Origin of the sequence: Lysinibacillus sp. VIII_CA, assembly GCF_049943995.1 — a bacterium.
GTDB classification, from domain to species: Bacteria; Bacillota; Bacilli; order Bacillales_A; family Planococcaceae; genus Lysinibacillus; species Lysinibacillus pinottii.
In genome coordinates this window covers 427,709-435,379 of record NZ_JBNFXM010000002.1, presented here as the reverse complement: position 1 = coordinate 435,379, position 7,671 = coordinate 427,709, and the positions used below count along the sequence as shown (strand labels likewise).

The window sequence follows — 7,671 nt, the reverse complement described above, 5'->3', positions numbered from 1 at the left end:
GCGGGAAAGTCGAGATCCTGGACTGAGCGAGGCGAGGGAAGCAGCTCGACCCCGCCCGCGGAAAGCGTCCGCCCGTAATGAAAATCAACGACTTTACTTTATTTCATTGTAAAAGAAAAAAGACTGTAGGCAAATCTCTCAAATTTTTTGAGTTTGTCTACAGTCTGAGCTGTCCTATAACGGGACAGCTTTTGTGTTAAAGTTGACGAAGTAAAAAAAGCTCCAAATATCGTTCTCGATTGCCACCTGTGGATTTCAACTGTAAATCCACCTCTGCTAGTTGATATAATGCTCTCAATAAGCTTTCTTCTGATGGACGATTACGTTGCTCAGTCATTAATTTGACACGATACGGATGAATTTTTAAGTTTTTGGCGATTTGCTGCGGATGGTACCCTTTCTTCAACAAATAAAAAACATTCGACATCGTACGAACATTGGATGCAAGTAGTCCAACAAGCATAATAGGCTCTTGCTTTTGTCGCAATAAATCATGATAAATCGACAAAGCGCTGACCGAATCATTGGCCAAATAGGCGTTGAGCATTTTAAAGGCGTCCTGCTCCAATGTTTTTGCCACTAAATCCTCCACTAGCGATACCGTAATTTCTCCACCTTCACCAAGATAAAGGGTAAGCTTGTCTATTTCCATTTGTAATTGAAGCATGTTCGCCCCAACCATCGTCACAAGAAGTTCGATAGCATCCTGTGTGATGCTATTGCCCTGTCCCTTAACAATACTTTGGATCCAAACGGCTAAATCCTGCTCTTTAGGTGTTGCTGCTTCGATAAGTAATGCATGCTCTTTCATCATTTTTGTCACTTTTTTACGCTCATCTAGCTTTTCATAAGGAGCAATAAAAACGGTTACGGAAAAATCAGAAGGATTGGACAACCATGCCTCAAGTCGCTTCACATCATGGTCGATCTTTTCTTTTCCTTTCTCAGCTGCCTTTAAAAACGAAGCATTTTTGGCAATAATAAGCTTTTGTTCAGAGAAAAAGGGAATGGTATCTGCTTCATCCATAACAGCGTCCACAGGCACTTCATCTAAATCAAATGTGTTCATTTCCAGCTCTTCTTCTGGCCCCATTGCTTCTTTTATACGCTTAATGGTTTCATCTATAAAATAGCTTTCTTCACCAACAAGTAGATATACTGGTGCTAGCTCACCTTTTTTTATTGTTTTCCAAACCGTTGAAATCATAATTTTCCCTCCATCTAGCAATACTATAAGTATACATGATTTTGTCTGGATTGAGCAGGCTCCAACCTCGATAGATACCATGCTTATATGGCATTCATTTGGTAGGTCAATCCAAGATTTAATTTCTGTCGAGCAATATCCAAGCCATTTTAGTTGTCCTGTAGTGAGTTTGACCGAAATGTGTCGATTCCTTGCCAGACGGGGAATTCTCCTTTTGGATATAGCTTTTATGTACATGTTGTCTTATAATAAATAACAGAATTGGAGGGATAACAATGAATCCATTTGAAGGAAAAAACATACAATGTCGACGTAACGATGCAATCGATTCAGGTGTTGGTTTCGGTGTATCATTTGGCGTTTTCACACTAATGTTTATTATCGCGACAATAGTAGAGTTCGTATCACAGTAATCAGACTAAAATACGAAGGAAAAAGACCTTGCTCATTGGACAAGGTCTTTTTCTTTTGCTTTAACTGTCAAACGATTGCCCTGAATACGTATTTCGATCGTGCCATCCACCCCTGTTGTCCAAGTAGCTAAATTCCGATTGGCAAATCGCTCAACTACCTCTTCATGTGGATGACCATAACGATTTTGAAGCCCAGCACTAAAAACGGTGAATTGGGGTCGTACGAGCTCTACAAATGATTCGATACTAGATGTTTTACTGCCATGATGACCAGCCTTCAGAAGGGTTAGATTAGCTATTAGAGGTCCATAATACATCATTAGCTGTTGTTCGCCATATTTCTCTAAATCACCTGTAAATAGCGCTTTAAATGCCTTCTGTTGCATGTATAAAACAAGCGAGTCATCATTGCCTTCATAATGGGTATCCTGCGGCCATAAATAATAAAAGCTTGACTCACCCTTCTGCCATATAGTGCCCTTCATCTTTTCTTTTATAGGGACGTTATGTTTTTGGGCTTCCCTTAGTAAGTCCCTCATAATAGGCTGTTTCAACGATCCAGGTGTCACGTGAATTTCTTTCATCCCAATCTCCTGTAAAATTTCCTCAGCGCCTTCTACATGATCCGCGTCCGCATGCGTAACAATAAAAATATCGATGGTTCGTATTCCCTTCCCTTTTAGAAACGGAACCACAATTTGTTTCCCCACCTCATAGTCTTTATTTGCCTTCTTCCATTGCTCTTGTTCAAAGCGCAACAGTCCACCCGCATCAATGACGTATACAGCCTCCCTAAATGGCAATTCAATCACAGTGCAATCACCCTGTCCTACATTTAAAAACGTTATCTTTGTGTCGCTATAAAGCATTGGAGAAAGATGAATCCAGATGGCTGGGAAGAGTAAAACCAAAATCGCATTCTTAAATCGTTTTGTTTCTAAGAAATAGAAACACGTGAGAACGCTTAGCATTGCTAAACAACAAAGCCAAACGGATGGTTTACCTGGGGACCATAATTGAAATGGTAGAGCTTGTATTAGATATATTACATTCGTTAGCCCATTTCGCAGAGGCTCGTAGCCTGCAAATAACAGGTTGGCTAATGGTAAGGAAATATAGGTTAGAGCTAAGGCCACAATATTAAAAGGTAAAATAACGAATGAAAACAAAGGAACGAAGATAATATTGACAAAAAACGAGGAAATGGAAAGTTCATAGAAATGATGAAGTAATAAAGGATAGACAAGTAGCTGACAGACGAATGTGACGAAAAAAGAACGGGATAACCAATTGCTCGTCTGTGTAAAAATATAACTAGAATAAACAAGACTAGCCGCTGCTAAATAAGACAGTTGGAAACCAATTTGAAAGATTACTCCCGGTTCAAGTAAAACAAAGCCTGCAAAGCTAATAGCAAGTGCATCATCGATTGACAGCGTCCATTTCAAATAACGAAGCAACATCATTAATTCCACTACTGAAACGGCTCGCCATACAGATGGTGCCCCCCCTGCAATGACTCCGTAGATAGGGAGTAAGATGACCAAGGCAATAGTAGCCATCTCTTTGCGAATACCTATGCGTAGTAGACCTTCAATAAATAACCACGACACCAGTGCTACATGTAGACCAGAGATCGCAAATAAATGAGTGATCCCTAGCTTTTGATAGGCTCGTTGTAGCTCATTATCCATTTGATCCTGCTCTCCAATGAGAAGGGCTTGAGCCTCCGCTACTAATGGTTGGGGAAATGTCATTTCTATATGCTGTTTCATTTGTTGTCTTAGCTTAGCGAGAAATATGATGGGGGAATTGCGCTTCTCTATAAAGGTCCAACTAGTGATTTCAACAATACCAGTTGCTCCCTTACTCGTTAAATAATTGGACATGGAAAAGGCGTAATCATGGGCTGATGGAGAAGGGCTCACAAGCTCACCTTTCGCAAGATACGTCATTCCTGCCATAGATGTATGTTCATAATTAATTTTTTCTTGTTCAGAGGAAAATGTATACACTACATATAACTTTTGACCGTTTGTAGTTGTACCAAAACCACGGAGCTTTTGACCGCTTATTTTATAATCGTTTGACCAAGTTAAAGGGAAAGAGGATGGTAGTGGGGAAGGTTGAACCAGTTGAATTGTAGCAAAAAATATATACGATAATAAGCCAATCGTTAATACTATCATTGCTAAGAACCGTGACTCACCCTTTACGATGAGCCACAGAGCTAAAAGAAGTACTAATAGGAGTAGCCAAGCCGACTTGTGAGCTGCTAAGGAAGCGACAAGTACAGCAAGCGCTAGAAAAATCCATTTTTGCCTTAAAGCTTTATACCGAATAGTGCACTCACCTTCTGTTCATACGGAAGCAATTTTTCGGATGGCAGTCCGTTCTCGCGAAGCTCATGAAGCATCTCTGTATATAAGGCTAGCTTTTCATCTCGTAGAAAATCGATTTTTCGTTCATCAAATGGTACATGAACGACTGTCACGCCTGCTTTTTCAAATAATTCCTGAGCATATGGATTATTTTTATAGTCAGTTGCATAATAAACTCGCTCAATGCCTGCTTGAATAATAGATTTGGTACAAGGGAGACATGGGAAGTGTGTCACGTATAAATCAGCACCTTTTGTTGGTGTACCGTATTTAGCACACTGTAGTAAAGCATTCATTTCAGCATGCACTGTACGGACACAATGGTTGTCCACCACATAGCAGCCATTTTCGATACAATGCTCATCACCAGTAATAGACCCATTATAGCCCCCTGCTATGATCCTCTTATCACGAACAACAGTTGCTCCTACTGCTAGTCTTGTACAAGTACTACGCAATGCGAGTAAATGGCTTTGTGCCATAAAAAATTGATCCCAAGTAATTCGCTCCATATGACTACCTCCAAAATTTTGCCTTACAAGTTTTCGATCTTGTTGCTTTTCTACTATAGTGTAGCTCTTTTGGAAAAGCGGCGTCAATATCTCATAAGCTATTAGCTTTACTTAACGGTAATAGAATCCTTTATTTTTTCAAATGTTTTATCACCTATACCATTAATATTTCTTACATCATCAATGGTTTGAAAGCGTCCTTTTTCCTCCCGATAACTAAGAATACTATGAGCTTTTGAAGGGCCGATTCCTGGTAATGTTGCAAGAGTCTCCGCATCAGCGGTATTGACATTAATCTTCTGACTCTTATTCTGGCTTTCCAAAGGTAACATAAGTAGATTACTAGATATATCTTCAAGCTGTTCTCCCTTGATGGGAATATAAATCACCATTTCATCCTGAACTTTTTGCGCATGATTAACAAGTTGCGTATCCGCATTCTCAATATAACCACCTGCAAGCTGAATAGCATCGAAAATACGCTTGTCTGGTTGAAGCTCATAAACGCCCGGATACATAACAGCACCCTTTATATCAACAAATACCTGCTGTTGAACCGCTTCCTCAGCAGTAGATTCCATGGGAATCGTTTCTTCAATAGGTTGGATGGTTTCGATGAGCTCTTCTTGGGGTCGTGAAGAGTCAGAACTCGATAAAGAGAAGTAAAAAAATAGTCCACTGATTATTAGTACGCCGGGGATTAGCATACTCTTTTTGTACTTTTGCCATAAAGATTGCAACATAGTACCATCCTTTCAATGCAAAAGGTCATCATATGGAGGTACATTCATCATACACTAACATCCATAGATTGCAAACCTGAAAGCGGGAACGAAAAGCTCCCAAGTAATCGGTTAATTTGACTGCACTATTTATCCACCATTCCGCGGCCTCAAAAAAAAATCCACACTGCCAATCAGCAGTGTGGTGCTTGCCATATTTATTTTACCGCACGGATAAAAATGCGTTCACTTTCATAATCTGGTGCTTCGTTTGTAAAATCTGCTGTTACTACCACATCACTAAAGCCGATAGCGCGAAGCCAATTCATATATTGTTCGATAGGATACGTACGTTGAATATGCTCCTCATCAAACCGTTCATATAAATCACTCTTTGTATCACGCACATAAAAGGTCATTTGATGAATAATGGAATGCTCGAATTCTCCTGGCTCTGTATGCCATACATAACTAATATCACCATTGTCATACGTAAATGGACCATCCAAAAAGATTTCCGTCATTTTAAATAGTGAATGGACATCAAAAAAAAGTTGGCCTCCATCACGTAATGCATGATAAATCCGTTCTAATGTTGTAAAGACTGCTTGCTCCTCTACAACATAATTCAGAGAATCTATGGCAATTGTGACCACATCTACTGCATCAAAGCCTTCTAGTTCGTCCATGGACATACAATAAAACGGAGCCTCGTATCCTGCACCAGTAAAACGTTCAGTCGCAATGGAAAGCATTTCTTCTGATAAATCAACACCGCTGACTTTGTAGCCAGCCTGTGCAAATAACAAGCTAAGTACACCTGTGCCACACCCAATATCTACTAGTTTTTTGTATTGGTTGCTAGGTGCATGCTGTACAATCCAATCTACATAAAGATTGTAAGGAATATCCGTTTGTAACTCATCATAGACATGGGCGAAGCGTTCGTAACTACTCACTTAGGCCTCTGGCATGTCTAATTGTGGTGCATCGCCCCATAGACGCTCTAAATTATAATAAGCACGCTCATCTTTATGGAATACGTGTGCTACTACATCTCCTAAGTCTACTAGAACCCAACGAGCACCATCAAAACCTTCGACACGGCGAATTTCATAGCCATCTTTTTCAGCTACATCCTGCAATTCGCGTGCAATGGCTTGCACCTGACGATCTGAGTTACCATGTGCAATGATAAAGTAATCTGCTAAAAGGGAAATTCCTTGCATATTTAAAACGACAATATCCTCACCATGTTTGTCGTCAATCGCTTTGTAAGCTGCTTGTAATAAAGTTGAAGTCATCCTTCACTATCCTCTCTGTTCATCATATCGTTATAACATTCTATTGATAACGGATAAATAGGCTGCTTTGTGTCGATTAAAAATGCCAATGTATGACGGACACATGCACTCATGGCCTTATCCAAATTTTTTTGCGCTTTTTTGCGCAGACGTTCCACACCATCAAATTGACGATTCGGTTCAATCATATCTGCGACAAAAATGATTTTTTCTAAACGACTCATATTAGGTCGCCCTGTTGTATGAAAACGAATAGCATTCAATAGCTCATCATCTTTGATCCCGAATTCACTTTCTGCAATATATGCACCGACTGGGCCATGAAGTAGTTCACTGCCCCAGCCAATGAGTCGTGCATCTAACTTTTCCGTTCGGACGATGTTCTCCATCCACTCTATATCTGCATATTTTGCTATATCATGAAGGATTGCAGCTATTTCAGCCTTTTTCTCATCCTCGCCGTACTTTCGTGCTAGATTGATGGCCGTTTCCATAACACCGATTGTATGAATATAACGTTTTTCCGGCATTCTGGGCTTAATCGCCGCTAAATACTGTTCGCGTTCCATAAAGACCTTCCTCTCGTATGAGCGTCTCTACCGCTTCTGGTAGTAAAAGTGTCACCGTTCCTCCAGTCGCCAGGCGTTCACGAATCAGTGTGGACGATAAATCGATTTGAGGCACCTCCACCATGCATATAGGGTACTCTGTAATGGCTGCTGTTCCTGGACGTTTCACACCAACAAATTGGACAAGTTCTACTAGGTCATCTATACAATGCCATGTATGTAGCGAATCAATCATATCGCCACCGATGATAAAGTAAAATTTGACAGTAGGTTCCTTCCTACATAATGCAGAAAGTGTCTCATAGGAATAGGATACGCCACCCTTGTCTACCTCATACGACTCCACTGAAAAATAAGGGAACGGGCGAATGGCACGCTTCACCATTTCAAGTCGTTCCACATTACTAGCATCAAATCGTGCATGCTTATGTGGTGGTATGGCATTCGGCATAAAGCGTATTTCATCGAGTTGCAATGCATGAAATACCTCATTCGCCATTAATAAATGCCCCATATGAGGAGGATTAAACGTGCCTCCAAGTAAACCGACCCTTTTCATCGTC

General features: G+C 40.4%; 9 protein-coding genes. 1 reads left to right on the top strand and 8 read right to left on the bottom strand.

Going from position 1 to position 7,671, the window contains the following annotated elements; all coding sequences use genetic code 11:
- Window positions 1–196: 196 nt before the first annotated feature.
- Window positions 197–1,207: a DNA polymerase III subunit delta gene (holA, locus tag ACP3VS_RS05390; protein ID WP_031419221.1), complete on the bottom strand. Its 1,011-nt coding sequence runs from the start codon at window positions 1,205–1,207 to the stop codon at window positions 197–199.
- Window positions 1,208–1,482: 275 nt separating this feature from the next.
- On the opposite strand from holA, the gene ACP3VS_RS05385 reads away from it, so the two are divergent.
- Window positions 1,483–1,620 carry a YqzM family protein gene (locus ACP3VS_RS05385; RefSeq protein WP_004226902.1) on the top strand — a complete coding sequence of 46 codons (138 nt, stop codon included), beginning with the start codon at window positions 1,483–1,485 and terminating at the stop codon, window positions 1,618–1,620.
- 32 nt (window positions 1,621–1,652) lie between these two features.
- On the opposite strand, the gene ACP3VS_RS05380 is transcribed toward ACP3VS_RS05385, so the two are convergent.
- The 7 genes from ACP3VS_RS05380 to ACP3VS_RS05350 all read right to left on the bottom strand — a co-directional run bounded on the left by ACP3VS_RS05380 (window position 1,653) and on the right by ACP3VS_RS05350 (window position 7,667).
- A complete protein-coding gene (locus ACP3VS_RS05380) occupies window positions 1,653–3,809 on the bottom strand; it encodes a DNA internalization-related competence protein ComEC/Rec2 (RefSeq protein WP_426388438.1) in 2,157 nt (718 codons plus the stop codon).
- A gap of 134 nt (window positions 3,810–3,943) precedes the next feature.
- Window positions 3,944–4,513, bottom strand: coding sequence for a ComE operon protein 2 (locus ACP3VS_RS05375; protein ID WP_012295370.1), 570 nt, complete (start codon window positions 4,511–4,513; stop codon window positions 3,944–3,946).
- A 107-nt stretch (window positions 4,514–4,620) separates the two neighbouring features.
- Window positions 4,621–5,256 carry a helix-hairpin-helix domain-containing protein gene (locus ACP3VS_RS05370; RefSeq protein ID WP_031419224.1) on the bottom strand — a complete coding sequence of 212 codons (636 nt, stop codon included), beginning with the start codon at window positions 5,254–5,256 and terminating at the stop codon, window positions 4,621–4,623.
- Between the two features lie 197 nt (window positions 5,257–5,453).
- Window positions 5,454–6,194 carry a class I SAM-dependent DNA methyltransferase gene (locus tag ACP3VS_RS05365; protein WP_426388437.1) on the bottom strand — a complete coding sequence of 247 codons (741 nt, stop codon included), beginning with the start codon at window positions 6,192–6,194 and terminating at the stop codon, window positions 5,454–5,456.
- The gene (gene rsfS, locus ACP3VS_RS05360; protein ID WP_008180916.1) at window positions 6,195–6,539 is read right to left on the bottom strand and encodes a ribosome silencing factor; all 345 of its coding nucleotides are present in this window, start codon (window positions 6,537–6,539) and stop codon (window positions 6,195–6,197) included.
- Window positions 6,536–7,108, bottom strand: a complete 573-nt coding sequence (yqeK, locus tag ACP3VS_RS05355) for a bis(5'-nucleosyl)-tetraphosphatase (symmetrical) YqeK (protein WP_031419226.1) — start codon at window positions 7,106–7,108, stop codon at window positions 6,536–6,538. Before yqeK ends, rsfS begins: the two co-directional genes overlap by 4 nt.
- Complete coding sequence (locus ACP3VS_RS05350) at window positions 7,077–7,667, bottom strand: nicotinate-nucleotide adenylyltransferase (RefSeq protein ID WP_099805914.1); 591 nt, start codon at window positions 7,665–7,667, stop codon at window positions 7,077–7,079. The genes yqeK and ACP3VS_RS05350 overlap by 32 nt, the downstream gene beginning before the upstream one ends.
- Window positions 7,668–7,671 lie beyond the last annotated feature (4 nt).

Coding starts and splice junctions, on each gene's coding strand:
- holA (WP_031419221.1), bottom strand. CDS start 1,207: ATGATTTCAACGGTTTGGAAAACAATAAAAAAAGGTGAGCTAGCACCA.
- ACP3VS_RS05385 (WP_004226902.1), top strand. CDS start 1,483: ATGAATCCATTTGAAGGAAAAAACATACAATGTCGACGTAACGATGCA.
- ACP3VS_RS05380 (WP_426388438.1), bottom strand. CDS start 3,809: ATGATAGTATTAACGATTGGCTTATTATCGTATATATTTTTTGCTACA.
- ACP3VS_RS05375 (WP_012295370.1), bottom strand. CDS start 4,513: ATGGAGCGAATTACTTGGGATCAATTTTTTATGGCACAAAGCCATTTA.
- ACP3VS_RS05370 (WP_031419224.1), bottom strand. CDS start 5,256: ATGTTGCAATCTTTATGGCAAAAGTACAAAAAGAGTATGCTAATCCCC.
- rsfS (WP_008180916.1), bottom strand. CDS start 6,539: ATGACTTCAACTTTATTACAAGCAGCTTACAAAGCGATTGACGACAAA.
- yqeK (WP_031419226.1), bottom strand. CDS start 7,108: ATGGAACGCGAACAGTATTTAGCGGCGATTAAGCCCAGAATGCCGGAA.
- ACP3VS_RS05350 (WP_099805914.1), bottom strand. CDS start 7,667: ATGAAAAGGGTCGGTTTACTTGGAGGCACGTTTAATCCTCCTCATATG.